The organism is Bradyrhizobium sp. JHI2711 (genome assembly GCF_056156565.1).
The window spans coordinates 2,428,450-2,451,890 of the sequence record NZ_JBPZPT010000001.1; the positions used below are offsets into that span (position 1 = coordinate 2,428,450).

At 63.6% G+C, this 23,441-nt stretch carries 18 protein-coding genes and 9 pseudogenes; 4 read left to right on the top strand and 23 right to left on the bottom strand.

What is annotated here, in order from left to right; genetic code table 11:
* The first annotated feature begins 447 nt into the window (after positions 1 to 447).
* Positions 448 to 786: a helix-turn-helix domain-containing protein gene (locus ACTEK7_RS11415; RefSeq protein WP_225127596.1), complete on the top strand. Its 339-nt coding sequence runs from the start codon at positions 448 to 450 to the stop codon at positions 784 to 786.
* Positions 787 to 797: 11 nt separating this feature from the next.
* Here the strand turns inward: ACTEK7_RS11415 and ACTEK7_RS11420 are convergent, their stop codons facing one another.
* Both ACTEK7_RS11420 and ACTEK7_RS11425 read right to left on the bottom strand, forming a co-directional pair.
* On the bottom strand, positions 798 to 1,370 hold the full coding sequence (locus ACTEK7_RS11420; protein WP_225127597.1) for a reverse transcriptase domain-containing protein: 573 nt from the start codon (positions 1,368 to 1,370) through the stop codon (positions 798 to 800).
* A 486-nt stretch (positions 1,371 to 1,856) separates the two neighbouring features.
* Positions 1,857 to 2,072: pseudogene (locus tag ACTEK7_RS11425) on the bottom strand (transposase); the annotation flags it as partial.
* 264 nt (positions 2,073 to 2,336) lie between these two features.
* Here ACTEK7_RS11425 and ACTEK7_RS11430 point away from each other — a divergent pair.
* Positions 2,337 to 3,555 (top strand): annotated as a pseudogene (locus ACTEK7_RS11430) (IS110 family RNA-guided transposase).
* Between the two features lie 308 nt (positions 3,556 to 3,863).
* On the opposite strand, the pseudogene ACTEK7_RS11435 reads toward ACTEK7_RS11430, so the two are convergent.
* From ACTEK7_RS11435 to ACTEK7_RS11445, 3 genes and pseudogenes are all read right to left on the bottom strand, one after another.
* Positions 3,864 to 4,127, bottom strand: a pseudogene (locus tag ACTEK7_RS11435) (transposase); the annotation flags it as partial.
* A 64-nt stretch (positions 4,128 to 4,191) separates the two neighbouring features.
* Positions 4,192 to 5,562: a transposase gene (locus tag ACTEK7_RS11440; RefSeq protein WP_225127598.1), complete on the bottom strand. Its 1,371-nt coding sequence runs from the start codon at positions 5,560 to 5,562 to the stop codon at positions 4,192 to 4,194.
* 71 nt (positions 5,563 to 5,633) lie between these two features.
* Positions 5,634 to 5,819 (bottom strand): annotated as a pseudogene (locus ACTEK7_RS11445) (transposase); the annotation flags it as partial.
* Between the two features lie 171 nt (positions 5,820 to 5,990).
* Between ACTEK7_RS11445 and ACTEK7_RS11450 the strand changes: the two are divergent.
* Positions 5,991 to 6,436 (top strand): annotated as a pseudogene (locus ACTEK7_RS11450) (transposase); the annotation flags it as partial.
* Positions 6,437 to 6,508: 72 nt separating this feature from the next.
* Here ACTEK7_RS11450 and ACTEK7_RS11455 read toward each other — a convergent pair.
* The 3 genes and pseudogenes from ACTEK7_RS11455 to ACTEK7_RS11465 form a co-directional block, all read right to left on the bottom strand.
* Entirely contained in the window at positions 6,509 to 6,973 is a 465-nt protein-coding gene (locus ACTEK7_RS11455) for a group II intron maturase-specific domain-containing protein (protein ID WP_346656815.1), read from the bottom strand.
* Positions 6,959 to 7,186: pseudogene (locus ACTEK7_RS11460) on the bottom strand (reverse transcriptase domain-containing protein); the annotation flags it as partial. The pseudogene ACTEK7_RS11460 and the gene ACTEK7_RS11455, both read right to left, overlap by 15 nt.
* Positions 7,083 to 7,607 carry a reverse transcriptase domain-containing protein gene (locus ACTEK7_RS11465; protein ID WP_346656814.1) on the bottom strand — a complete coding sequence of 175 codons (525 nt, stop codon included), beginning with the start codon at positions 7,605 to 7,607 and terminating at the stop codon, positions 7,083 to 7,085. The gene ACTEK7_RS11465 and the pseudogene ACTEK7_RS11460, both read right to left, overlap by 104 nt.
* A 712-nt stretch (positions 7,608 to 8,319) precedes the next feature.
* On the opposite strand from ACTEK7_RS11465, the pseudogene ACTEK7_RS11470 reads away from it, so the two are divergent.
* Positions 8,320 to 9,227 (top strand): annotated as a pseudogene (locus ACTEK7_RS11470) (IS5 family transposase); the annotation flags it as partial.
* Here the strand turns inward: ACTEK7_RS11470 and ACTEK7_RS11475 are convergent.
* From ACTEK7_RS11475 to ACTEK7_RS11545, 15 genes and pseudogenes are all read right to left on the bottom strand, one after another.
* Positions 9,224 to 9,571, bottom strand: a complete 348-nt coding sequence (locus tag ACTEK7_RS11475; protein WP_306469183.1) for a hypothetical protein — start codon at positions 9,569 to 9,571, stop codon at positions 9,224 to 9,226. The pseudogene ACTEK7_RS11470 and the gene ACTEK7_RS11475 overlap by 4 nt on opposite strands.
* An 826-nt stretch (positions 9,572 to 10,397) precedes the next feature.
* Positions 10,398 to 10,552 (bottom strand): annotated as a pseudogene (locus ACTEK7_RS11480) (4-hydroxybenzoyl-CoA thioesterase); the annotation flags it as partial.
* 456 nt (positions 10,553 to 11,008) lie between these two features.
* Positions 11,009 to 11,896 carry a terpene synthase family protein gene (locus ACTEK7_RS11485; RefSeq protein WP_225131016.1) on the bottom strand — a complete coding sequence of 296 codons (888 nt, stop codon included), beginning with the start codon at positions 11,894 to 11,896 and terminating at the stop codon, positions 11,009 to 11,011.
* The gene (locus ACTEK7_RS11490) at positions 11,893 to 13,440 is read right to left on the bottom strand and encodes a hypothetical protein (RefSeq protein ID WP_225131018.1); all 1,548 of its coding nucleotides are present in this window, start codon (positions 13,438 to 13,440) and stop codon (positions 11,893 to 11,895) included. Before ACTEK7_RS11490 ends, ACTEK7_RS11485 begins: the two co-directional genes overlap by 4 nt.
* 187 nt (positions 13,441 to 13,627) lie before the next feature.
* Entirely contained in the window at positions 13,628 to 14,626 is a 999-nt protein-coding gene (locus ACTEK7_RS11495) for a polyprenyl synthetase family protein (RefSeq protein WP_225131119.1), read from the bottom strand.
* 154 nt (positions 14,627 to 14,780) lie between these two features.
* Complete coding sequence (locus tag ACTEK7_RS11500; RefSeq protein ID WP_225131020.1) at positions 14,781 to 16,124, bottom strand: cytochrome P450; 1,344 nt, start codon at positions 16,122 to 16,124, stop codon at positions 14,781 to 14,783.
* The gene (locus ACTEK7_RS11505; protein WP_225131121.1) at positions 16,124 to 16,969 is read right to left on the bottom strand and encodes an SDR family oxidoreductase; all 846 of its coding nucleotides are present in this window, start codon (positions 16,967 to 16,969) and stop codon (positions 16,124 to 16,126) included. The genes ACTEK7_RS11500 and ACTEK7_RS11505 overlap by 1 nt, the downstream gene beginning before the upstream one ends.
* 6 nt (positions 16,970 to 16,975) lie before the next feature.
* Positions 16,976 to 17,263: pseudogene (locus ACTEK7_RS11510) on the bottom strand (ferredoxin); the annotation flags it as partial.
* Between the two features lies 1 nt (position 17,264).
* A complete protein-coding gene (locus ACTEK7_RS11515) occupies positions 17,265 to 18,548 on the bottom strand; it encodes a cytochrome P450 (protein ID WP_225131022.1) in 1,284 nt (427 codons plus the stop codon).
* A 95-nt stretch (positions 18,549 to 18,643) separates the two neighbouring features.
* Positions 18,644 to 19,846, bottom strand: coding sequence for a cytochrome P450 (locus ACTEK7_RS11520; protein ID WP_225131025.1), 1,203 nt, complete (start codon positions 19,844 to 19,846; stop codon positions 18,644 to 18,646).
* Between the two features lie 748 nt (positions 19,847 to 20,594).
* Positions 20,595 to 20,783 (bottom strand): hypothetical protein, encoded by a 189-nt coding sequence (locus ACTEK7_RS11525; RefSeq protein ID WP_225131036.1) that lies wholly within the window; start codon positions 20,781 to 20,783, stop codon positions 20,595 to 20,597.
* A complete protein-coding gene (locus ACTEK7_RS11530) occupies positions 20,780 to 21,253 on the bottom strand; it encodes a tyrosine-type recombinase/integrase (protein WP_249782200.1) in 474 nt (157 codons plus the stop codon). Before ACTEK7_RS11530 ends, ACTEK7_RS11525 begins: the two co-directional genes overlap by 4 nt.
* Positions 21,254 to 21,372: 119 nt before the next feature.
* Complete coding sequence (locus tag ACTEK7_RS11535; protein WP_249782201.1) at positions 21,373 to 21,639, bottom strand: site-specific integrase; 267 nt, start codon at positions 21,637 to 21,639, stop codon at positions 21,373 to 21,375.
* Between the two features lie 699 nt (positions 21,640 to 22,338).
* Positions 22,339 to 22,500 carry a C48 family peptidase gene (locus ACTEK7_RS11540; protein WP_225131038.1) on the bottom strand — a complete coding sequence of 54 codons (162 nt, stop codon included), beginning with the start codon at positions 22,498 to 22,500 and terminating at the stop codon, positions 22,339 to 22,341.
* A gap of 154 nt (positions 22,501 to 22,654) precedes the next feature.
* Positions 22,655 to 23,398, bottom strand: a complete 744-nt coding sequence (locus ACTEK7_RS11545; protein WP_225131048.1) for a hypothetical protein — start codon at positions 23,396 to 23,398, stop codon at positions 22,655 to 22,657.
* Positions 23,399 to 23,441 lie beyond the last annotated feature (43 nt).

Genomic DNA, 23,441 nt, shown 5'->3' on the forward strand with positions numbered 1-23,441 from the left:
CTCGCCCCCATACGATCAGCCAACAGGAGCGTGACCGCCTGCTCGCGCTCGGACCTGATCTCGTCTCCGTCTGGAACGCAAGCACGACGACGCCGCGCGACCGGAAAGAGTTGCTGCGGACGCTCCTCGACGAGGTCATCGTCAAAGTCGATCGCGAGGCCTTTGCCGCCCATTTGACGCTGCGCTGGAAGGGCGGCGCGCTGACCGAGATTGATCTCGGCCTGCCCCGATCGCGGCCAGCGACGATCCGCACCGACGAGGATACAGTTGCGCTCCTGCGACGACTGGCAGTGCATTATCCCGATGCCGTGATCGCCGGCATCCTCAACCGGCAGAGCCGCACAACGGCCTACGGCCACCGCTCGACCGCAACCGCGTCGGTAATTTACGCCGGCACTGGAAGATCCCAGGCTTCCAAGATAAACCGCAAGCCGCCGGCCCGATCTTTTGACCATCAAGCAAGCCGCCGCCGCGCTTGGTGTCGCTCCCTCGACGATCCATCGTTTGCTCAACGACGGCATTATCGCCGGCGAGCAGCTCACGCCAGGCGCTCCCTGGCGCATTCGCCTGACCGATGAACTCAAGGCCCGCTTCAACAGTGAAACGTCCGACGACTTTCTGCCGATGCGCGAGGCTATGCGGGCGCTCGGGGTCTCGCGCCAAACCGTCTTGCAGCGAGTCAAGCGCGGCGAACTCGAAGCCGTGCACGTTGTGCGCGGGAAGCAAAAAGGACTCCGCATCAAGGTCTTAGCCCCGCAAGCCGGCCTTTTCGACCAAACCGCATGAACCAGGGGGTATTATGAAGCCACGTCCAAGAAGCTGCGTATGTCGGCATCGAGCACCCAGTTCACGTGCTGGCTCATGATCGCCGTATGCAGAGCATCAAGCACCATGTGAGGATTCCGCCCCGGCCGGAAGCCATAGGAGAACCCGAGGAAGTCGGCCTCGTAGACGGCGCTCAGCACCTCGGCCACCGCGCTTTGGACAATCTTGTCCTCTAGCGCCGGCACGCCGAGAGGCCGCTTACCGCCATCGGCTTTGGGGATGTAGACGCGCCGCACCGGCTGTGGCCGGTAACGACCGGAGTGGACCCGTCCGCAGAGGTCGCGGAGGTTATCCGTCAGCCTCTCTTCGTACTTCGCCACCGTCACCTCATCGACCCCCGCGCTGGCCTGCCGCTTTTGTCGTCGAAACGCCCGAAGAAGAGCGTCGTCATCGACATGGTGCAGCAGGGCCGTGAACCGGGTTTGGACAGCTTGCTTGGCTGCCGCGCTCACCCGCTTGAGGTTCGGCGGCAAGGTAACCCGGCTCTGTGTCCGGACCTTGGCCTCCTCGCGCAGGCTCCCCTCGGGCTGGTCCCTTCCCTCCATGCGTCTCGTTACCTTCGACGACTTCACAGGTAGTATGGACCAGTCCGACTCCCGACCTCAGCTCGGACAACGGCTCTGGCAGTGCCTTGCCGCTGTCCCCCGCTGGAGATCAATCCAGCGGACCCGGTCGGGCCTCTCATGTTCCGATGATTGCCTTCCGTGCGTGATGCGGCCATCGACCCCGACGGAGCGGCATCGTCTCGCGTATCGACGATGCTCATGCAGCCTTCGTGCTTAGGGAACACACTCGGCCTCCGCGAACATCCACCTTTCGAGGCTCATTCCCGCACCCCGCACGACTCCTGTCTACACTTCGGACTCCAGCGTTGCCGCGACGCCCGCAAGACTCGGTCCCGGCTTGCCTGCTACGGCTTTGGCCGGATGGGACTTGCACCCACAAGCAATCATCAGCTTGGCATGACGTACTCCCTGAGCGTGGTGTAACTGGCGGTGGGATACCGCGTTCGCCGGCAAGAGCCGGACTAGTCAGCTGGCGATAGCCGGGAGGCTGACGGTTGGATCATTACTCAACGGCGCGATGGTTTCCAGCGTCATGTAGCGGGCCCGCTGAACCGCCCACTCGTCGTTCTGCTCGAGAAGGATCGCGCCGACCAGGCGAACGATGGCGTCTTCATTTGGGAAGATGCCAACCACCTCGGTCCGCCGCTTGATCTCGCCGTTGAGGCGCTCGATCGGATTGGTAACCGGTATGAGATGTCTCGGTGCCAACGTTCCCGCTGCGGTGTTCTACATCGTGGCGTATGGTGCGACCATCGGGACAGAGGCACCGGGAGCACGAAGTGCGGGCAGGCCGATGTTATTCGATGAGCCGAGAGCTCGAGTTAGTAGCTGGCCGCCTCTGCGACTCGCCCGGTTGCGCTGGGAGCGCGAATCCGTAGTTGTCGTGTCGCCCGCAGCTCCCGTCATTATGTCTGGCAGGAGGTGCGAATGCGACGGGTGATTGGCATCGACGTCCACCGAACTTTCGGCGAGGTGGTGTTTTGGGAGGACGGCAGGCTCCGACATGCGGGCCGCATCGATATGACGCGGACTGCGCTGGAGGGATTTGGCAAGACCCTGCTGGCCAGTGATGAGGTGGTGCTCGAAGCGACTGCCAACAGCATGGCGGTGTCGCGGGTTCTGGCGCCGTTCGTGGCACGGGTGATTATCGCCAATCCGCTGCAGGTGAAGGCGATCGCCCAGGCTCACGTTAAGACCGACAAGATCGATGCCGGCACGCTCGCCAGTCTGCAGGCGGCCGGGTACCTGCCGCAGATCTGGACGCCTGACGCGGAGACCGAACGCAAGCGTCGGCTGGTGGCGCGGCGCTACCAGGTCGTGCGGCATCGCACGCGGCTCAAGAACGAGGTGCATTCGATCCTGCACGCGCACCTAATCCCGAAGTGCCCGCATGCCGATCTTTTCAACGCCCGCGGCCGGGCGTGGTTGGCCGCCCAACAGCTGCCGCACGATGAGCGCGCGGCCATCGATCGGCATGTCCGTGAGCTTGACCGGCTGGCGGAAGACCTGGCTCTGCTCGACCGTGAGATCGCTCAGGACGCCATCGACGACCTCGCGGTCAACAGATTGATGACGATCACCGGCGTCAATCTGGCGGTCGCCGCCGGCATCGTGGCGGCGATCGGCGACATCAGCCGGTTCGACAGCCCGCAGAAGCTGGTGAGCTATTTCGGGCTGAACCCGCGGGTGCGGCAGTCGGGACTGGGAGCCGCCCATCACGGTCGCATCAGCAAGATCGGCCGCAGTCACGCGCGCGCCATGCTGGTCGAGGCCGCCTGGGCCGCGGCCAAGGCGCCCGGTCCACTGCATGCTTTTTTCGTGCGGATTCGCGCCCGGCGTGGCCATCAGGTCGCCGCGGTGGCCGTGGCTCGCAAGCTCACGGTGCTCTGCTGGCATTTGTTGACGAAGGGCGAAGATTAGCTGTGGGCGCGTCCGGCGCTGGTCGCCAACAAGACCCGCGCAATGCAACTTCAAGCTGGACATCCGCAACAGAAGGGCAGCCGGCTGCGGACCAGCCTATGCCTACAACATCAAGGCGCTGCGCGACCGTGAGATGTTGATTGCCGCCCAGGCGGAGCGAAACTACGAACAATTGGTGTCGCAATGGAAACCGCGGCGGCCAAAACCTGGCGCGCGGGCGCCTCAGCTCGGCAGGACAAAATAGGCAGTCCGGTGACGCTTTCAGCCGACGCGTCACGCTTCGCCACGAGGTCGCCCGCGCCGGACAACCATAACCGCCGCTGACGGCAGTGCCAGCCAGGAATGCAGTCCCGTTCCACGCCAGCATGCCGCCGTGCTCGGGCCGGTCAAGGCCAAGCCGTGCGGTGGCCGCAAACGCGGCCAGCCTTGACCGACCCTGCGCGCGGCGGCTGCGAGATCGGTGACCGGGACGGAAGAATGGCCCGCGCCGCGGCCGAACAAAAGAATGGACGCGATTTCCGCATAGTCATCGGGGCGATCATTTAAAAATCGCTTGTCCATCTCATCCGTCGAATGCAGCTTGGCACGGTGCTGAGGCGGGAAGCTCATATAGGCGAGCACGTCTGGCTCGGCCTCATCCATGAAGGCGGCGAGCTTTGGCAGTTTGGGACGGAGCTGGTCGGCGACCTTGCGCCACTGAGCCCTGGCCGCTTCGGCATCGTCCTGGGCAAAGGCGGTGGCGATGAAGGCGGAGACGACGCGTCTTCCGCTCTTGCCGGCATGGGCCAGGACGTTGCGCATGAAGTGGACGCGGGCGTCGTTGAACAAGTGGTTCACCGAATCCGCTCGATGCAGCGACCGGCCCATTCATGCCTTCACATCAACCCGGCACTCCGCGCGATGCCGACGGAGACGCGTCGAGGGAGGCGATCAAGCACAAAAGAAGCGCAACAAGAGCGGCTGCCAGCCGCTTGAGGTTGATGGCGGCGGCCGTCAGATAGGCCTGGATCTTCATGTTCGGTAGACCACGCCGTATGGCGCGCGCCAGCCCATGCCAGGTCTTGGCTTCGCCATGGAAGCCCTCTGAACGCCAGCGATGACGCTGATAGAGCCGTCGATCCTGCCAGCTCCATCGTTCGCGACGGCGCCGGGCGCGGAGCAGTGCCGGATAATCGTTCCCTACAACAACTGCCTTATTAACTCGCCCCTTCGATAGGCAATCACCCTTGAGCGGACACCGGGCACAATCCTTTGCCTTTGAGTAAAAGAAACGGCCGTGCTTGATGGGTCGCGCGGGCCGCAAGACACGTCCTCGCGGGCACTTCAGGATGTCGTGCTTGGCGTCGTACCGGAAGCGCCTGAGCGGTACGCGACTCTTGATCGGTTCAGCTTTAGCTGGGATCAGGGCATCGATGCCGCGCCGTTCGAGAGCACCGTATACTTTAGCGTAGGCATAGCCGGCATCGGCGGTGACCGTTTTGATGTCAATGCCTGTAATCGCTTCAACCTCGTCGACTTGCGGCTCGATCATCTCGCCTTCGTTCGTTTGTCCAGTTGTGACCGCGACGTCCAAAATGACTCCGACCTTGTCATCGACGGCCGTGTGCTGCTTGTAAGAGGGCTCCAGCCGCCGGTTGCGGGCATTCGTGGCCATCGTCGCATCGGGGTCGGTCGTGCAGACCTTCTTGTACTTGCCACTCTGTCGGCCCGTTTTCTCAGCCTCGCTTTCATCCTCGTTTTGATTTTCGCTCAGGACATCCACCACATGCTGCTCGGTGAGGCTGTCCCAACTCACATTGGCGCGGATCAGCGACGCATCGATGTGGACCACCTCCGCAGTGGCGATCTTGGCCTTCAGGCAGGCCTCGACCGTGCGCTTGAAGATCCTACGGAACCGCTCTTCGCCCCAGCGCTGGCGAATGCGCGTCAGGCTTGAATGGTGCGGTAGTTGCTCATGCAGGCCATAACCGACAAACCAGCGGATCGCGATGTTGACCTGAGCTTCACGCATCAGCTTGCGATCGTGCACGATGCCGCTGAGCAGACCGGCGAGCATCAGCCGTACCGCCGCTTCGGGATCGATGCCGGGCCGGCCGTCATTCGCGCAGTAACAGTCGGTGACCTCTTGCCTTAGCCAAGTCAGGTCGAGCACACGATCGACCCGCGCCAGCACGTGCTCGTCTGGGACGAGTTGTTTGAGCGAGCCGGTGATGAAGAGCTCAAGCTGATCCCGCTCCTTGCGCCCCAGCATCTCGTTTGCTCCGCCGATCGCGAATCGCCGACAAGAATGGAATCAGTCAATTCGGACTTTTTCAACGATCCCACGCGGCAGCGCTGCCAGGCGGTGTTGAGCACCTTGCTGACGGCGGCCTTGATGCCCTCATGCGCATCGGAGATCACGAGCTTGACGCCACGAAGCCCGCGCCGAGCGAGCTTGAGCAAGAACGCGGTCCAGAACGTCTCGGCCTCCGAGGGACCGATGTCCATGCCGAGAACTTCACGCCGGCCGTAGTCGTCCGTGAAGAGTGGCTAAGCGATTGAGCTAGAATCGCATTTGTCGTTGTGGACTGTTTTGCGTTTGCAGGGGTTTGATGCTTCGGGCGTCGGAACCTTGCAATTTCATTTTCAGGATTCGGTCGAATCGCCAACCATGATTCCGTCATCGCATCGGAGGTGGCGATGCGACCGAAGAAGCACAGGACGACGGGATCGGGCGATCTGTTCCGGGCCAGGCTGGACCAAATCATCAATATGAAGCACGAGCTGGTTCAGCTCGCCGGCAAGGTCGATTGGGACTGGATCGACGGCGAGATCGCGCCGCTCTACAGCGAGAATGGTCGGCCCGGGATCGCGAGCCGCTTCATGATCGGGCTGTTGCTGCTCAAGCACATTTACGGGCTGTCCGATGAGGGGGGTGTGCGAGCGCTGGGTCCACGACCCATATTTCCAGTACTTTACCGGCGAAGAGTTCTTCCAGCACGCATTCCCGCAGGAGCGCTCGGACCTGAGCCACTGGCGCAAGCGGCTCGGCGACAAGCTGGAGCTGTTGCTGGCCGAGAGCTTGCGGGTGGCACACGAGGCCGGCGCGTTGCGCAGCCAGGACCTCAAGCGGGTCACGGTCGGTCGAGTAGCCCCCGGGGAATTGCACCCCGAGGCTCTCACGAAACCGGACGTGAACCTCTCGATTCATCCGGCTTCTATCTTCCAGCCGCAGGTCGAATGCCGACTCGCCACAAATAGAGTAGGTTCGGATCGCGCTGTGCGAGCCGTCCCAACCAATATACTGAGGCGACTTTCCGGCCTTTCAACCGCTTGTATTTCCGCCTCGTCCAGCGGGCGAGCGCGTCGTTTACGTGACGAAGGACGTTGACACATTCCGTCCGGTAAAACCGTCCGTAATAGTTCAGCCATCCTTGCACGACAGGATCAATCAGCTTGGCGAGTTCTTCAAGACTCCAGTGGTTTCGCGTCGAACCCAGTCGCCATGAGCGAATGGTTTGTCGGATTCCTTTGGCAGCCTTGTTGCTGATTGCCGGGAGGAAGTTGAGGAACTTCTCGCCCTTTCGATCGCGAGCGCTGCGCGGCTGGAAGGTGTAGCCAAGGAAGTCGAACGAGATGTGTTCGCATTCCTCTCTCCGTTTATTATCCTTGCAGTAGACGATCCGGGTTTTCTCCGGATGGAGCTCCAGACCGCATTCCGCAAGACGTTTTCGGATCGCCTCCATCACGGTTCGAGCCTCGCTTTCAGTTCTGCAATGGACTATCGCCTCGTCAGCGTATCTTTCGAAACACAAACAAGGGAAGGTCCGCTGCATCCAGTGATCGAATGCATAGTGCAGAACCAAATTTGCGAGCAGCGGTGAAACCACCGAACCCTGAGGGGTTCCGCGTGTTCTCTCCACAGGGATTCCGTCTTCTTTCTCCACGGGAGCTTGCAGCCACCGCTTTACCGTAGAGACGAATCCAACTCAGTTCCGTGTGGTGGGCGACGGCCTTTTCGATCAGGTGCCAAGGAATCGAGTCGAAGAACGACTTGATATCAAGGTCGATAACCCAGTCGAATTTCCAGCAACGCTTTCGCGCTGTCCCCACTGCGTCAAGCGCCGAACGGCCGGGCCCATAGCCGTAGGAGTCCGGATGGAATATTCGTTCCATCGTCGGCTCCATAACCATCTTTGCAACCGTCTGAGCCACGCGGTCAGCTATAGAGGGTATTCCTAACGGACGCTTCCCTCCATTAGCCTTGGGAATTTCCACGAGACGGACGGGAGGCGGAAAGTATGTCCCCGACGACATTCATTCCAGATCTTGTAGAGGTTTCTCTTCAAGTCCTTTTCGAATTCCTCGATGGAGACCCCGTCCACACCCGCTGACCCGCGGTTCGCTTTCACCTGTTTCCAAGCTTCCCAAACGAGATGTTTGGGGATCTGATACGACTTTGCCTCAGTCATCGGCTCCTCCCGTTTCCGGTTGGCTTGTGACTTTGGCTGGAAGATCGGGTCCCTTCGCTCCGCCCGTATTACCGGGCCTCATCACTATTACGAACCCGTCCGCCCCTGCGTCGCGCATTGGTACTCTGCCCTCGGCGGGTCCGCCGCCTTTGGGGTCTCCCTTGGCATCGCGACGCAGGTTCCCATGTTCCGCGCAAGAGCCTGCCATCGGGATCGCGCCGCCTCTACACCGGTTGCCGCCGGCCAATACACAGGCTCTCGTCGCGCTTGATCCCAGGAGGTGGTATCGCCCCTGGTTTCGACAACATCTGAACTGTACTTTCGATGCATCATCGGCGGTTTACTTGCGTTCGTCTTCCCGTGGCTCACCTGACAGGCTGATTGCCCGCCTTTTCCAGCAACGCTCACCACCTCAGCCATTGAGCTAAAGCAGCTTGTGGCGGTTTGGACTCTGATCCTGCAATCCGAGTCCGAGGGGCCTGCCCTCATCTCTTGCGCAGCAAGGCTGCTCGGAAGATGGTCTACATACTCAACCTCCTTCTTCGCGCCGTCATGGCGCACATACCACCGTGCAGCCGAAGGCCATCACCTTCCCGACCGATGCCAAGCTGCTGCACGCGGCAATCAAGGGGCTCAACCGCCTGGCGAGGAAGCACGGGGTCAAGCTGCGGCAGTCCTATCTTCGCATTGCCAAGACCGCGGCGATGATTGCGGGACGCTACGGCCATGCCAAGCAATTCAAGCGGCATCAGCGGCAGTTGCGCATCCTGCGCAGCCGACTGGGCCGGATCATCCGCGATATCCGCCGCAAGATCGAAGGTCAGGCTGTGCTTGAGAACACGTTCGCCCTCCCGCTCAGCCAGGCCTCGCAGATCCGCTCGCAGCAGCAGCGCCAGCGCGGCTTCAAGCTTTATTCCTTCCACGCCCCGGAGGTGGAGTGCATCGGCAAGGGCAAAGCAGCCGCGCCTTACGAGTTCGGCGTCAAAGCCTCCATCGTCACCAACAACGGCCGTTCTCCCGGGGGCCTGTTCGTGCTGCAGGCCAGGGCGCTACCCGATAACCCGTACGACGGTCACACCTTGCGGGACGTCATCGACCGCACCGAGACACTCACCGGCTGCGCGATCGAGCGGGCCTATGTCGACAAGGGATACCGCGGCCACGACGCACAAAATCCCCGACGGACCTTCATCTCCGGCCAGAAGCGCGGCGTCTTCGGTGTCATCAAGCGCGAGCTGCGCCGCCGCTCCGCCATCGAACCCATCACCGGACACCTGAAGGCCGATGGTCACCTCGGCCGCTGCTACCTCAAAGGCCGCGCCGGCAATGCGGCTAACGTCATCCTCTCAGCCGTGGGCCACAACTTCCGCCGCATCCTCGCCTGGCTCAGAGAACTCTTGTGCCTCATCCGCTCCAGCTATGGCGCACGTTCGGCCGTCCCGCCGCGCTCAATTCGCCTTCTTAACGGACGACCAGATAGGGATGGTTGTTTGCAATCGCATTCGAAGCCGCCCCGGTGAGGGCTGTCGCGCAATCTGGACGCAACGCATCCAGCGGAATGTCCCAACGGGCCTCGCCCAGCCAGTTCTGAGCATAGCGACCGGTGCGCGAAACGGCAAACGCGCCATTGTTACACCTGAGCAGCACAAGATGATCGGCAAGCCGCCCGAGGCTCCCCAGTAGCACATTTTCGTAGCGGGGAAGCGTTTCGCCGGGCTTGAGCGCAACCTGCCACTTGCGCCGCAGGACCGGCATGTCATTGATCAGCCTCGTATTTGATTCCGCGGATTGCTCGTTGGCAGCACGCATCACACGCCCCACTCACCTAAGCTTCCTGCCCGGGCGGCATCAAATCCAGCTTGGCTTAATTCGCTCTTAAAAAGACGAGACGGTCGCGTTCGGCCCCTGCTGATCGATGCCGTTGCCTGAAACATCTGGCGCGACCGTCTTCAAGACTCATAACGCAGAAAATCCGCGGCGGTAGTGCATAATTCAACGAAAAGCGTTTGCCAGCGCCACTGGAACGACGAGAATCTTCGAACGAATGATTTGAGCCTCACGTATTCTACGAAGTAGCGCTCGTCAGTTGCGCGCGAAATTTTTTGTCGGATGTCCGATTTGTACGACTACCATTTGCCGACGGCGCAGGCGCCAGCAAATCCTCAATGTTAATTGTGCTTGAAGGACCGTCCCAGAGAGATGCGTGATAACTAAGCGCATGTTAAAGAAATGTGACGACTGCCGGCGCGAGGAGGCCACGCATGAAAAAGAGTGATTTGACTCTCGGAATGCGGTGCTGGTTTTCGCCGTCTTGAGCTTACGTCTGAACGTGGCATCCAAGGAAACTACCACTGCCCTGCTTGCGGCACACTGATCGAGGAGCTCGGAGCGGCCCACCTCGTGCTTTATCGCTTGACCGTACAGCCTTCCATTAAAGCAATCCGCAATCAATAATTCGTCGCGGCGGCCCAGGAGCTTTAGTGGGTTCGCTCAATTTTGGTATCTGACAGCGAGATCAGCGCGCCCCTTCCTTGAAGCCACAAACAGCATCCTTGCCGACCTTCAATGGTGGCGCCGTGACCGACTTGCTTGCGGGCTCTCCTGCAAATTGCATCGCCTCCCCCGTTAACGGATTGCCGAGCAGGCGCAAGTAGTTCGTCTGCCACGTTCCATGAAAGGCAAAAAATTCGCATGATAAACAATCTGGCCGGCGTCGGTATCTTCAAAGTAGACACGGACCTGCATGTAGTGCCGTCCGTCTCGAACTTCGCCGTCAAGAGAGACTGTCAGCGCGGTTCCTCTTATTGCGCGTACAGGGACCCTTGTCTCACACAGAGGCAGTTTTCTGAGCAAGCGCCAAAAGCTTGAGCTTGGCTCCAGCTGCCGGAAGCTGATTCACCGGCCTGAATGCGGCAGGCGTTGCGCTGCCGACATCGACTTCGGGCGAATATATCGAAGATCTATCGTCAACGCGTATTGCGGGCATCCAACCACAGCGCGCACAAGAACGTAAACGGAGTTCTGCTGCTGCCGAAGCTGCATCTCTGGGATTTCGCGATGAGCGATGGCATCCCCTTTGATCGGCAATCCATAGACCAACTATCCGCTTCGGAAGGACTCTCTACCACTGCGTATTGCACGGTGGACAACGAGGGCATCCGTCGCATCGGGCGACGTTGTTGCGTCGGATTCGGCCGAAGGCAGCGCGCGCACGCCGCCGCCTTCGCGCGTTCAGGCCGGCGCACGTTAGCCTCCTCCCGCAGCGTCGCTGCCGTAGCGGCTGGTCGAGGTCCGGTAGTACTGAGCGCGGATGGCGGCCATGGCCTCGATCAACGGTCCCCAGGGCGCGGGAAAGCGTTCTTTCGCTATCACCCGATCCAGCATGCGCGTATGGCCGGCCAGCTCGTCGTTGAGGAACTCCACCACAGGCATAGCCGGATAGCGCTGCAGCAGCAGGATCGCCGCGTTGTCGGCCTCGTCGGCCGACCTGTCCATGTCGCGTCCATGCAGATCGTTCTGCAGGCGCCCTATCGCGGAGATGAGCCGCAGGACCTGGCGAAACGCCGGACGCGCGCGCAAGGTCGCCATGTCCAGTCCCCACAGCAACGACAGGCAACAGAACACGTTCGCGTAGGCGATCGAATCGATGCCGTTGTGCAGGTACTCGGCGTAGGACCAGCGTTCCGCCCCCACCGCCTGCGCGTGTCCGGCGCGCAGCGCCGCGCAGTAGCACCGGGTATCGTCGAGAAGCTGAGCATAGTCGCGACGATCGTAGGCGAGCGCGGCCAGCGAAGCGCGCAGCACAGCGCAGCCCTCGAATCCGGGGAGCGCGCACGGCACGCCCTGCCCCAGTGCCTGCTCCACCGCGGCGAGCTGCTCCGGCGCGATCAGGCCAAGGTCGTTGCAATCGTCGAGCCAGAACAGCATCGCCAGTTCGCGATAGAACGCCACGGTCAGCGTTTCATCCTGCGGATCGCGGCCGGTGCGGGCGCTGATATCGTGCAGGCTCGGAAGGATGCGCTGCAGGATGTACTGGCCGCCCCTGACCGCTTCCACGCCGTGCTCGTCGGCGAACCCGGTCAGGGAACGCCCCCACTCCAGCACCTCCTGCAGCGCGCGTTCGGTCTGAATCATGGCGCCGCTCCTGTTCCCTCGGCCAGGACGCGCCGCTCCCAACCAAGTGCCAGCCACAACCCGGCGAGTTCGGCCACGCGCACGACCCGGGTGGGGCAATACAGTTCCTTGCCGATCCACAGCGGAGTCTGCGGCAATGCATGCGCCGCATGGCGGGCGAGCATCCACTCCAGCGCACGCGCCACCGCCTGCGCAATGCGCCGCCGCCCTGTCGGCTCTTCGCTCCCGTCCATCACGTGCAACGCGAACAGCGCATAGGCAGTTTCCTCGAATGTGGACGCGCGACCGGCGCCCCAGCCGCCGTCGTCGCGCTGCGCCTGCAGCAGCGCCGCCAGCGCGCGCTCGTCGCGCCACTGGGGCTTGCCTTGCGCCAGCGCTGCGACCGCATGCGCGGTGGGATACAGCCACGAAACGTGCCATTTTTCGTTGTCCCAGAGACCGTGCGGGTTGCGATTGGCCTCGACGTAGGCGCTGGTGCCGGCGGCGGGCTTTCCCAACAGTCGCAACGCATGCAGGGCATGGATGTTGGTCGACACCGAGGCATTGCGCTCGCCGGGGAAGGTGACGAACAGCTCGCCGATTTCGAAATGGCGCAACGCATCGGCCGCCCGGTCGCGGCCTGCAAGGCGCAGGACGCACAACGCAACGGCGGTGTCGTCCGCATCTGCCGCGAAGTGCACGGCCGGGCCCAGACCGCGCACGCCCAGGCGGGCGTCGAGCTGCGCGATGATCACGCGCACCGCCCCGGCGAGCGCGGGATGCGCGAACAGACCGGCCAGATGCAAGGTGTATAGCGACCAGCATGGCTCGAACACATTGATCGGCCAGACGTTGGGAACGACACCTTCGATGCCGCTGCGCGTTGCTCGCGATGCCGCCTGCAGATACGCGTCGGCGCGCCCGACCTGCGGCGTGCTCCCCTGTGTCACGGCGTGCGCACGCCACGCGGCAGTGGCCGCGGGACTGATGCCGATGCTGCCGTCATCATCCGGCCATGCGGTGGTCGGCGACGTCCCCCAGGCTTCCCAGGAGTGCAGCAACGGATGGCCGCTCGGCAACGTCGCCACGGCCCCCCGCTTGACCCGCGCTTGCCGCAACGGCAACAGCGCCGGGTGGCGCGGAAACGCCACGCCGCCCGGCAAGGATGCGGCCTCGTCGCAAAACCGCGGTAGGATCAGCTCCGCGCCGATCGGCGCGTCGTCCGGCACCGCACGCGCATAGGGATCGGGCTGGCGCTGGAGGAACCGCGTTGCAGCCTGGACAGCGTCGGCAGCGCCGGGAAGAGAATCGACACGCTGCAATGCCAGCAACGCCGCCCATGTCGGCGCATGACGGAACAGCGGGAAGTCTGCGCTTCCCCATCCGCCATCGGCCTGTTGCTGTGCGATGAGCCACGCGTATGCGTCCTGCCGACCGATGACGTTGCCATGGAACTGCAGAGTTCGCGCCGTGTCGTAGACGGATGGACCGACGCTGCCGCCATCGCGCATCTCGCTCAGCAGGTGGCGCAATTCGGAAAGGATCTGTTCAGCCAGCGCGTTCACGCGGGATGTTCCTTCTGCAGACGGTTGACGGGAACCAGGATCGGGCAGACGCCGCGCACGTCGCCGCAGGCCCGTCGCGGCCATGCTGGGCAACCGCTGCGCTCAGCGCCACGGATTCGGACAACATGCACCGCTGCCGCAGGCCGATCGCAGCGGCCCAGGGGCGACTCCATGTGGACCGGCGCGCTCATGCGCATGGCGCGTGCTTGAACAGATAGGCGTCGGCCCGCTGCAGGATCTGCGCCAACCGTTCCGCACGCGGCCCCAACGGGGCGACGGCCTCCCCGGCGTCGCGCAACAGATCCATCACGAACTGCCGCGCTGCCTGCAGCCCCATGATCGACGCGCAGGTCGGCTTCCGCGCCGCCGCGTCCTTGCCGGGGGTCTTGCCCAGCGTCGCGGTATCTACTGTCGCGTCGAGAATGTCGTCGATCACCTGCAACGCCAGGCCGAAATGGGCGCTGTAGCGATCGAGCGCACAGTACATCGCAGCGTGCGCGGCATCCTCCGCAATGGCGCATAGCGCGCCCATGCGAACGGATGCGCGCACTAGCGCTCCGCACTTCATCCGGTGCATCACCAGGATCCTGTCCAGCTCGACGTGCTTTCCAACCAGCGACAGATCCATGGCCTGCCCGCCCGCGGCCCCCTCGGCGGACACCGCCTGCGCCAGTTCGCGCACGAGCGCAATACGGTTGTCGCCCGGCGCATCCAGGCTCGCCAGGGTCAGGAAGGCGTGCGCCTGCAGCGCATCGCCCACCAAGATCGCGGTGGCTTCGCCGAACTTGACGTGCACGGTCGGAAGGCCGCGGCGAAGCACGTCGTCGTCCATCGCAGGCAGATCGTCGTGGACCAACGTACAGGCGTGCATCATCTCGATGGCGGCGCCGACTTCGTCGAGCATGTGCGCCGGCGTGTCGGCCAGTGCGCCGGCAGCCAAACAGAGCAAGGCGCGGGTGCGCTTGCCGCCATGCAAGGTGGCGTAGCGCATCGCCGCCATCAGCTCGGTCTCACCGTCGTCTTCGGCGCAGAGAAGACGCGCCAGCGCCTGTTCGACCCGCTTTGCGCCGTCCTGCATCCAAATCTCGGGCAGCAGCCTGCCGGATGCGCCGCGCGCCTGCGCGCCCGATCCGCCGTTCGCGGAAACGCCAGCTCGGTCGTCGTGTGGCGTGGAACCGGTCTGCATGTTGTTCATGTCCTTGTACCTGCCAGGAGACGGCCACGGCGAGCCGCGAGCCGCCGCGGTGTTGCCGGCCTCGCACCGAGCGCGCGCGCCGAGTGGAGCAATGCCGCGTGTCGCCGGCGCCGCTGCCTCACCACACGGGGCATGCGATGCCAGCTCATGAGAATCCGATGCGGATAGTCATGGACGGATGCGCGGTCGGGTAATAGCGCCGGCCTTTTTCGACGCCGCTCAGCAACCGCGGCCGCACCCCGGCCTCGTGCATGGTCAGCGCCAAGGCGATACAGAACTGCACCAGTTCCAGCCATGCCAGGTGGTAGCCCATGCAGACGTGTGGGCCGGTACCGAACTGCAGCATGTCCACCGGCCGGATCGGCTCGGTGCGTTGCAGCCACCGCGCCAGCCGAAACTGATCAGGCGCCTCGTGCAGCAGCGCCGAGGTCGAGAAATGCAGCAGCGGGATGCACAGATCGGTGCCCGCGGGAATGCGCCGTTGGCCGAGTCGCAATTCACGCAATGCGCGACGCACCAGGAGCGGCGTCGCCGGATGCACGCGCAGCGTCTCGCGGAACAGCGCCTCGGCGACCGGACACTGCGCCAGGTCCGCGTGCCGGGTCGGCACCGCGCCTACGCGTTGCGCCTCCTCGACCAGCGCGTCCCACAGCCCAGGCTGCCGCGCCAGCTCGATCACCATCCAGGCCATCGTCGAGGCGGTGGTGTCGTGACCACCAAGCAGCAGCAAGCGGATATTGGCGATCAGGACGTCATCGGAAAGCGCATCGTCGCTGCGATCGAAGGCGCTCACCATGTCGTTGATCAACCCGGTGCGCGCGGCATGTTCGCGCGCGGCGCGGACGAACTCGCGCAACCGCGCATCGATCCAGTCGCGGGCGGCGCGGCCGCGCCGCAAGGGCAGTCCGGGCAGGTCGACCGGGGGCGCGACGACCAACTGCAGCAGTTGCCGGTACTTGCGATGCCATCCCGGCAGGTCCTGCGCGGGGATTCCCATGAGACTGAAGATGAGCTTGAGCATCAGATCGCCGGTTTCGCGCAGGATGGTGACGTCGCCCCGGTCGCGCCATCTCTGCACGCGCGCCCGGATGACGGGCGCGAACAGCTCGCCGATGCCGGCCTGGGTCAGCCCCTTGGGCAGAAGCGCCGCCTGGATCGCATCGCGCGCCTGCCGGTGCGCGATGCCATCCTGGGCGACCAACGTTCCGCCAAACAATTCGGGCGCGATGTCTTCGATGAGCGCCGAGGACACGTCCTTGTGCCGGAGCACTGCGAGAGCATCCGGATCCAGACTGGTCATCAGGTGTCCGGCAGGGCCGAAATCTAGCCAGAAGTGGCTGCCCAGCGTCCGTTCCGCGCGCCGCAGCAGGCGCGGCAGGTCGCAGACGACGGCGGGAAGATGCCCGACCAAGGGAAAAGCGCCGGGCACGACCGGGATGTCGTGCCGCAGCCGATGCCGACGGTTCAGCGGGTTGAGCAGCATGTCCATCAGCAGCGCGGCGCCGCGTCCGCTTCGGCGGTCTCGCCGGCAGGCCGCGCGGCGCGGCTGTTGCCACCGTCGGCGTATGTCGGCACATGCGCCAGCATGCCGCCGTCGATGCACACGACCTGGCCGGTGATGAACGCAGCATCGTCGGAGAGCAGGAACGCCACCAGCGCGGCCACGTCCTCGGGGCGGCCCACGCGCGGCAGGAGCTGGTGCCGGCGCAGATCGGTTTGCATGTACGCGTCCAGCTTGGCGAGGAGACGCTCGGTCATGATGAGACCGGGTGCAACCGCATTGCAGCGGATCTGCGCATGACCGTACTGGGTGGCGAGCGAGGCCGACAGCATGTTCATCGCCGCCTTCGACGCGGCGTAGGATGTCAGCGCGGTGTCACCGCTGAGCCCCTGGCACGACGACATGTTGACGATCGCGCCACCTCCGCGGGCGATCATCCGTGGGATGGCCTGCCGGCAGCAGAGCAGCGTGCCACGCAGATTGGTCGCCATGGTCTGATCCCAGACCGCTAGGTCCAGCTCAAGGATCGCGCGGTCGCGCGGGGTCAGATGCATCGCGCTCGCGTTGTTCACCAGCAGGTCGACCCCACCGAAGTGCCGCTCCGCCGTCTCGAACAGCGCTGCCACCGCCTGCGCATCGGCGATGTCGATCGCCAGGGCGAGCGCGTGGCCCGCTTCGGCCGCGATCTGCGCGGTGCAGGCGATAGCCGCCGATCCATCAATGTCGGCCACCACCACTCTGCCGCCCTCGCGCGCGATGGCGAGGGCGCATGCCTTGCCGATGCCGGCTCCGGCGCCGGTCACCACGGCCACTTTGCTTTCAAACCGTCCCATGTATCGCCCTAGATTGTGTTGGTCTTTCGCGGCATGCCGCTCGGCCTCCGCTGGAGAAGGCGCAGGGTGCGCGCTGGCGCGCTCGCCATCGCCAGCGTCGCTTTCGATGACCCGAATGGCGGCGACCGGGCACTGGCTCGCCGCGAGCCTCACGGCGGCGTGCAGCGCCTGCGGGACCTTCGCCACGCACACTTCGGCCACGCCGTCCGGTTCGCGCTGGCGAAAGGTGCCCGGCAGCGTCAGCACGCACTGCCCGCTGGTTCCGCACAGATCCTGGTCGACCATGACGCGCATCTCAGCTCCCCTGCGCATGCAGCCGCACCGGCAGTGCGCGGAACGTCCGAAGGAACGCCGAGGGCTCCCGGGTCGGCTGCTCGGCCAATGCCAGCGTGGGGAAGCGGGCCTGGATCCGGGGCAGGCTCTCGGCCAACTGCACCCGGGTCAGTTGCGCACCGAGGCAGAAGTGAATGCCGTGGCCGAAGCTCAGCATGATCTTCCCGTCGGTCGACATGCCTGGACTGGTGCCGTAGAACCGCGCGGGATCGAAGCGATCGGGATCGGCGAAGGCGTCCGGGTCGCGATTGCCGGACGCGATCAGCACGCGCACGTCCGCGTTCTTCGGGATCACCACGTCGTCCAGTTCGATGTCGCGCTGGGCGATACGCGGAATGGAGCTGAACATCGCGGGCGCGTCGCAGCGCAGGACTTCTTCGACGAATGCCCTCACCCCCGCGGCGTCCTTCTGCAGCCAGTGCCGCTGTTCGGGATACGCCAGCATCGCCAGGACGGCATGGTCGATGCTCGCAGCAGTGGTGGTGAAGCCGCCCAGCAGCATGCCCCACAGCATGCTGATCAACTCCGCATCCGACAGCGTGTCGGCATCGTGGTCATGTGCGCCGACCAGCATCGACACGATGTCGTGGCGGGGATTGGTGCGCTTGGACTGTATGAGGTCGCCGAAGTAGGCCTGCACTCTGGCGCTGGCCGCGTCCGCCGCGGCGAGCTGGGGATCGCTGGCGTGCGGGCTCAGGCCTTCCAGGATGCCGCCGATGCCGGCGGCGAGCCCGAAAATGTCGTCCTGGGGCATGCCAAACAGTTCGGCGAAGACCAGCATGGGCAAGGTCAGCGCGAATTCCCGATGAAGGTCCACCGCCTCCCCGCGCTCCAGCGCGGGCGCCATGCCGTCCAGCCGCGCTGCGACGATGCGCGCGATGCTCGGCCGCAGGTTGTCGATCTGGCGCATGGTGAAATCGCGCGAGATCAGCCGGCGCAGACGCGTATGCGTCGGTGGGTCCTTCATCGCAAGCGTGGACGCCAGCAGATTGAGCGACAGGCTTCTCGCCGCACGCGGGAAATAGCGCGCCAGTTCGCCGGGCGCCGGTCCTCGAAAAGCATCGCCCGTGGCCTTGAGAGCCCAGCAGATGTCGGCGTGGCGGCTCAACAGAAAGAGGCCCGACGCCGCGCGATGCACCGGATCGTGCTCGCGCAACCACCGCATGAATGGATACGGGTCGTGAATCCACGCCGGCGACGCCAGTTCGGCGAAGGCGTCCCGGCATGTTGTTTCTTGCACGTCCATCCTGGTTACCTATTGGCTGGCTGATCTGACCGGTACGTGGCAGGCACGCCGGCAAATCGCGGAGACGATCGCGATCCCCCAGCGGCGTCCGCACATCACCAGAGCACCGGGAACTCCTCGAACCCGCCGGTGATGATCTCCTTGCGCAACTTCAGTTCTTCGGGGGCTAAGGCCAAGCGCAGCTCGGGAAAGCGCTGGAAGATCGAACCGAACACCGCCTTGAGTTCTAGCCTGGCCAGCGCGCCGCCGATGCAGGAGTGCGGCCCGGAAGAGAACGCCAGGTGCGGCTCTCCGTCGCGCCCGATGTCGAAGATTTCCGGGTCGACGAAATGGCGCGTATCGAACGACGTCGCCGGCAGGCCGACCAGCACCTTGCTTTCCGGGGGAATATGAACGCCCGCGATGGTCACGTCGGTCCTCGGATAGCGCATGATGCCGTCCCAGCCCGCGCCCGGCGGGTACATACGCAGGATTTCCTCCACCGCCTTGTCCACCAGGGATGGATCGCCGACCAGGCGTTCGCGCTGTTGCGGATGGCGGAACATGGCCAGCAGGCCGAATTCGATCTGCGCGACGGTGCTCTCGTGGCCCGCCACCAGCATACCCGCCGCCAAGCCGATCGCCTCTTCCTCCGTCGCCTTGCCCTGGTCAACCGCCGCGAGCAGATCCGTTAGCAGGTTGTCGCCCGGATCCTGGCGCTTGTCCCGCATCTTGCCGCGAATGTAGGCGCGCAGTTCTTCCCAAGCCAGGCGCGACGCGCTGCGCGGGCCGCTTTCATGCTGGTGCGTCATCACCTCGTCGGACAGCCCGGCGAAAAAGGCGTGATCCTCGTAGAGCACGCCCATCAGCGCGCTGATGACCATGGCCGGAAGGGGAAACGAGAGGTGGCGCCGCAGGTCGGCGGGCTGGGGCTGGGCCCCCAACGTCTCGAACAACTGCGCGGCGATCGCCTCGACCTGCTGGGCGAGCAGCTTCACCCTGTGGTTGCAGAAGGCCGGCGCCACGATCTTGCGTAACCGGGCATGTTCGGCTCCCTCGTGCGAGACCAGCCAGCCCCGCGAACCGAGAATCACCGAATCCGGAGTGAATGCCGCCGGCGGCATTCCCGCGGGCCGGAACGCCGCGTCAGACAGCACCGCCTTGGCCTCGTCGTAGCCTGTCACCCACCAGCCTTCGTGCCCGGACGGGAAGCGCACGCGGTGGATCGGACCGTTGGCGCGTAGCATCAACATCTCGGGCGAGGGCTCGATGTGATCGACGCGCCACATCGGCAGCCTCGGCAAGGGTTGTTCGGACATGGTGGCACTTCACTCTCTAAGCGATGGAAGGGCGGAAGGTGACCGGCGAGCGCTGCGGGCAGCGAATGACGTAAGACGGCATGTAGACGACGGTCCTCCGCGGCGATGATCAGCGCGACATCCTCTAGTCGCACGAACAGCGCGGGGAAGGCGCATCGCTGTAGGCGCGCCAGCCCAGCGCCCAAGCAGAAATGCGGCCCTTGGCCAATCGACAGGTGCGCGTTATGCCGCCGTGCGGCTCGAACCCGTCGGCTGTCATAGATCGACTGACCGCAGGGATTGGTGAAGGAGGCTCGACCCACCCGCCACCGACCTGTCCGCCACTATAGCCTCCGGACCACGCCCACAGCGCCATGCGCAGTTCGCTCCTGGCTCAAGGTCTGCCGCTTTGGTTGCACCGCGACGAGCGCAACTGTTGTGGCTCCCAAAAGGAGAACTCTAGATCGCATCCAACACTTCCTGCATTTTCTTGGTCACAAGCGAGCGACAAGTCATTGCCACGCAAACCGTCGGAACGGACCAGACGCGAACAGCGAAGGCGCCGTTTCCGTCTCGAAGACCAATCGCGTTGCGATAGTGATGATGCCGTGAACGAGCAAATCGCGTGCCGGAGTGAATCGGAGGCTCAGCAGGCACTTCCTAGTGTCAGGCTTCTTGCATTGTCTCAATGCCGACAACCGGCGCAGCAAGTGCCCGACAAAAGGCCCGCTCTCGCGCCGCATGTGCGGCGCAGCCTTTACGGGATATTTCAAGCATCCGAATTGACTGCAGCGGGTGAGCGGCTTCCTGCGTTGTCGCCGATATCCTCAAGGCTCTTCTTGGTTACCTCAGCGTTACGCGACAAGTGGCGGACGACGATACTCTTATTGGCTATCTCGAACGCCTCGACCGCCTGTTTGAGAATGCGGCATTTGCCGAACCCGCCGATACCAATCAACAGAACTGCCGAAACGCTCGGATTAGGTGCACGATGCAGGTCTGCACCACGGGCTGCGGATTGGTTGCGACGTGCGTGTAGCGCTCCGTCGATAACAGTCGCGCATGCCCAAGAAGGACTTGGATGAGCCGGGTATCAGTACCGCGCTCGTAAAGGTGAGTAGCGAAGCTATGGCGCAGAACATGTGTCGTCACCTGCTTATCGAGACCGGCATGTTGCCGAGCTTTGCGGCAGGCCTCTTGCAACGTGCCGACACTCACCGGATCGTCCGGATTGCGCCCTGGAAACAGCCAATGGCGCGGTTTGGCCAGACACCAGTAGGATCGCAGGATGCTGAGCAGCCGCGGCGACAGCATCACGTAACGGTCCTTGCCGCCTTTGCCGGCGGTGATCAGGATCAGCATGCGCTTGCTGTCGATCGCGCTGGGCCTCAAGGCGGCTGACCTTGCCGGCTCGTAGCCCGGCAGCATAGGCCGTCACCAGCGCAACGCGGTCGCGCAGGGCCGGTACAACCTCCAGGAAACGGGCGACTTCCTCCGCACTCAGCACCAGCGGTTGCTTGACCGGCTCACAGGCCGAAATAATGTTCTCAATCGCCTCCGTGCGCCCGCGCATAGAAAAAGCGTAACGCGCACGTCACTTGGTTGATGTGGGTCCACGACCGCTTCAACCCGATCAGGTGCAGTTGGTACGCGCGCACCTGCTCAAGGCTGAGCTTGTCGGGCGATCGGCCGAAATGTCGGCTAAAGTTTGCAACCGCGTAGACATAGGATTGCTGCGTCGACGGTGACAAGTTGCGCAGCGTCATATCGTCGATCATGCGGCGGCGCAGCGGGCTCGAACTCATCGTGGCCATGAGGCACTCCTGTATTGAGAGGAACGGACTTGCGGTCCCATCCTTCAAACAGATGCCTCTTAGATAAATGGTCTCGCCACGGCCTCCCGCGGAGCGGGTTCGTTCAATGGTGGGCGACATCGAGCGGAATCAGCAGCCGAACAACTCACGCCGTCGCGCGAAGGCCGACCGGCGGATTCTCGTGGTGGTTTGTATGTGCTCGCGGCACGCACAGCATGGCCCGCGGAGGCTGGTATAAGTCTGTCAACCATTCAAGCTTCGGAAAGGAGGCGCCTGGCTGCAGGTTTTGCAGAACTTGGGCGCCGATCACCCCAGGCGCGGGAGCATCGCTGCATAGACGCAGCATGATTGGACAGGCGATTCAATCGAAATATGGATCCAAAATGCCGAGAGCCAAGCCGCCGGGTCAATTCGTGGAGCAATGTTGGCGCGACGTCTCCACGTGTTTAGCTCGCAGCTGGGCCTTTAGTCCCAGCTGCGGCTGTTTGGGAAAGATGATACCGGAGAGGTTGATGATGGCTGTGCGGCCGTCGGAAGCTGGCCGCGCAATCGCCGTCGGGCTCCTTCGCCGTCTGCGAAAATAGCCTTAGCTCCAGTCTCCGCTCCTGACTTGTGAGACACCATGATGCTCTGCGAACGCGCGATTGTGGACCTTCAATCGGCGAGAAGTTGCATTTCAACCAGCTGCGCGCGCTCTATTCAGTTGAAGCTGACCCCAGCCCTTAGCCGGTCCTGCAGTGCCCGCCGATTGATGCGGAGGTTGCTGAGGTTCAGCGGGTCTGGATGCCGTCCTTCCGCCAGCTCCCGGGTGCCGTCCACGACAAAGACGCCGCAATCATAGGTGTTGCTCTGCTCGCGCATGGAGCCCTGTTGCAGGTTGGCCTGCAGCCGTTCTGCGAGCTGCTCTGCGGGCAGGTTATTGGGTCCTGGCGCAGAGTCCTAGTGATAGGCAGCCGGTCTTGCCCGATCGCGGCGATCAACCAGCAGCAGCGACCAGTGACTGCCGCGCCACCCTCTATCCGCAGCGCTGGCATCGCTTAACCGGCAGGAACAGGAAGTCGGCTCTATCACCGCGACTCCACCCGAATGCGCGTTCCGCGTCCTCGTTGGAGCCTGACCGCAACATTTGGGCTATCAAAGGATCCACGAACCGCATCCGGGCGGCGAGATCGGGATTGCTCTCCTGCAACTCCCGCCTCAGGACCCCATAGTCCCGCTCAATATGCTCGTCACCCAGCCACTGCGTGGGGCCCAGGACGCGTCCGCTGCGGTCAACAGAGACTCCGGTCAAAGGGCCGATCTGAGCAGGCGGGACCGGGGACGGGCGAGGATGATGGATGAATTGTGCACCGCGTCCTCGCGGCCCTAATGCGATCGAGTAGGTCTCACCGTTGATCAAAACCTGCCTTGGGCCGCTGAACTGGGTCGGCAGCAACCCGTGGTTATTCAGGATACGGATCTGGACATCCGCCACCGGCTGGGAGCCATGCTGCCAATCCTCGGGAACGAGATATCCGATATCCTCAAGCTCCTGAAGCACGCCTGATGGCCCGACGAAGAACGCGGCACTACCGGCCGGGCTGAGCACCGGCACTGAGTGAGCATCGTCACGCATCTGGTGCGGTGTGGCCGGCAGATCAATGAAAGAGTCGAGACCGCGGTAGATCTCTGACGACCGAGCTGGCGCGTCTGATTCTCCGGTGAACAGGTCTTTATTGATTTCCGGCCAAGGGGGCAGCCTGGGTGTCCGCTGCAACAAGTCGGCGGCTCCGCGTCAGGTTCTCGACAGCTATCGCTCATAG